This window comes from Myxococcus vastator (genome assembly GCF_010894475.1).
In the GTDB taxonomy this organism is placed as follows: Bacteria; Myxococcota; Myxococcia; order Myxococcales; family Myxococcaceae; genus Myxococcus; species Myxococcus vastator.
Window position 1 is genome coordinate 1 of record NZ_JAAIYB010000782.1, and the last position, 1,898, is coordinate 1,898.

A 1,898-nucleotide genomic window follows, 5' to 3' on the forward strand; every position below is an offset into this window, starting at 1 on the left:
GTATCCGCTGCACGAGCCCCGTCTTCCGTAAGCCCAGGCGGACGTTCAAGCTGACGGGGTGAACGGGACGCTTTCAGCGCGGCGACGACTGCTCTTCGGACGAGGCCAGAGCCGGCTCCGGGACGGTGAGTTCGCCCACCTCGGCGTCGAGTTCGGCGGGGAGGAGGCGAGCGCGCGTGGCAGCCCAGTACTTGGGGGCGAGTTCGAGGTAGCGCTGGTGGGGCCAGTGGGCCAGCACGCGCAGGACGTCGCGCAGGTAGGCCTCCGGCTCGAGGCCGTGCAGCCGCGCGGTGGCGATGAGGGTGAAGAGGTGGCCGGCGCGCTCGGCATGGTCGTCGCTGCCGACGAAGAGCCAGGCCTTGCGTCCGACGGCAATCCGCCTCAACTCTCTTTCGGAGCGGTTGTTCTCAAGCAGCAGCCGTCCGTCGTCGAGGAAGCAGCGCAGCGCCTCGCGCTGGCGCACGGCGTAGCCGAGCGCCCGGCGCAAGAGGCCGCGCTGCTCCCGCACCTTCTCGTACTCCTCCTGGGCCCAGGCGAAGAAGGCGTCCACGTGCGCACGCAGGTGGGCATGCCTCAGCCGGTGAATCTCCTCCGGGGGCTTGTCCCTCCATGTCGCTTCCAGTTGAAAGAGGCGGCTGATGCGAGCCAATCCCTCCCTGGCGACGACGTCCTTGGCCGTCGCCGCCTCCCAGAAGCCTCGGCGGCAGTGCACCCAGCACGCCACCTCCTGACACGTCTCGGCCTCTCCGTCGGCGGGCGCCCCTTCGGCGGGGCGGAAGAGGACGTTGTAGACGCTCTTGGCGTCGGCCTGCACGTAGCCCTTGAAGTCCTTGAAGAGCGCCACCACCGCGGCGCTCGTCTCCTTCGGCGTGTACTCGAAGAAGACGGCGTCCTTGTCGACTACCTGGACGAAGTAGTGGCCGCGTCGGCACGCCTGGCGCTGCCCCTCGGCGGGGGCCGGCTGCACCGCCACGCCCGTGGCGTCGGTGGCAATGCAGAAGGCGGTGGCCAGCGCCTCCTCGCGCATGGCGGCCACCACGGTGGTGCCCAGGGTTGCGCCCATGTCCTCCAGCCACCGCGCCATCGTCCCCCTGTCCACCGCCACTCCGTCCCGGGCCAGGCGCTGCTCCAGGCGAAACAGCGGCAGCCCGTCGCAGTACTTCTCGGTGGCCAGGTGGGCCAGCAGCGAGGGCGCCGCCAGGCAGCGGAAGAAGACTTCCTTGGGCGCCATGGCCGAGGCCAGCGTGGCCTCCCCGTCGGCCCCCACGGTGCGGTACTTCACCCGGGCGATGACGAGGCGCCGCATACCGCCGCGCTGCCAGGCCAGTTTGCAGCTCTCCTCGAAGCCGATTTTCTCCGCCTTCCCCTGGGCCACCAGCTCGTCGAAGAGAGGGTCCGCAATCTCCACCCGCCTCTCTTCCAGCGGCAGACGCTTCAAGTCCCGTCGGCCCTTGGGCTTGGACTTCTTCTTCGTCCCTGCGTCGCCTGACGCCTCACCCGAGGCCATGCCCAGCGTGCCGGCCACCTCTTCCAGGGCACGCAGCTTCTGGGCGAATTCCAACTCCAACTGCTGGGTGTCCACCCGCTCCGCCTTGGCGACGAAGAGGCGCTGCTTGAGTAACTCCAACTCCAACCGCAGCCTCTCGTGCGAGGCCTTCAGCACGTCCCGCTCCCTCTCCAACTGCGCGGCGCGCTGCCTCTCGGTGGCCAGCGCCGCTCGCTCCTCGAGCAGCGCCGCCTCCAACTCGGCAATGCGCGCCTGCGCGCGGAAGGGGGACTGATGCGTGGACACCGCGGCCTTGTAACCACTCGCCACCGCGCTGTCGACACCCGCTTCAGGTGTCCCTGCGCGACGGCTCGTCCCACTCTTCTCAATGCGGGCGAGGGCCTCGCCTGGG

The 1,898-nt window shown here is 69.7% G+C and carries 1 protein-coding gene; it reads right to left on the reverse strand.

Translation table 11 applies throughout. The features are described 5' to 3' along the window. Positions 1 to 73 precede the first annotated feature (73 nt). Positions 74 to 1,898, reverse strand: a 1,825-nt coding sequence (tnpC, locus tag G4D87_RS37200) for an IS66 family transposase (RefSeq protein ID WP_338045028.1), incomplete at its 5' end; no start/stop codon positions are given.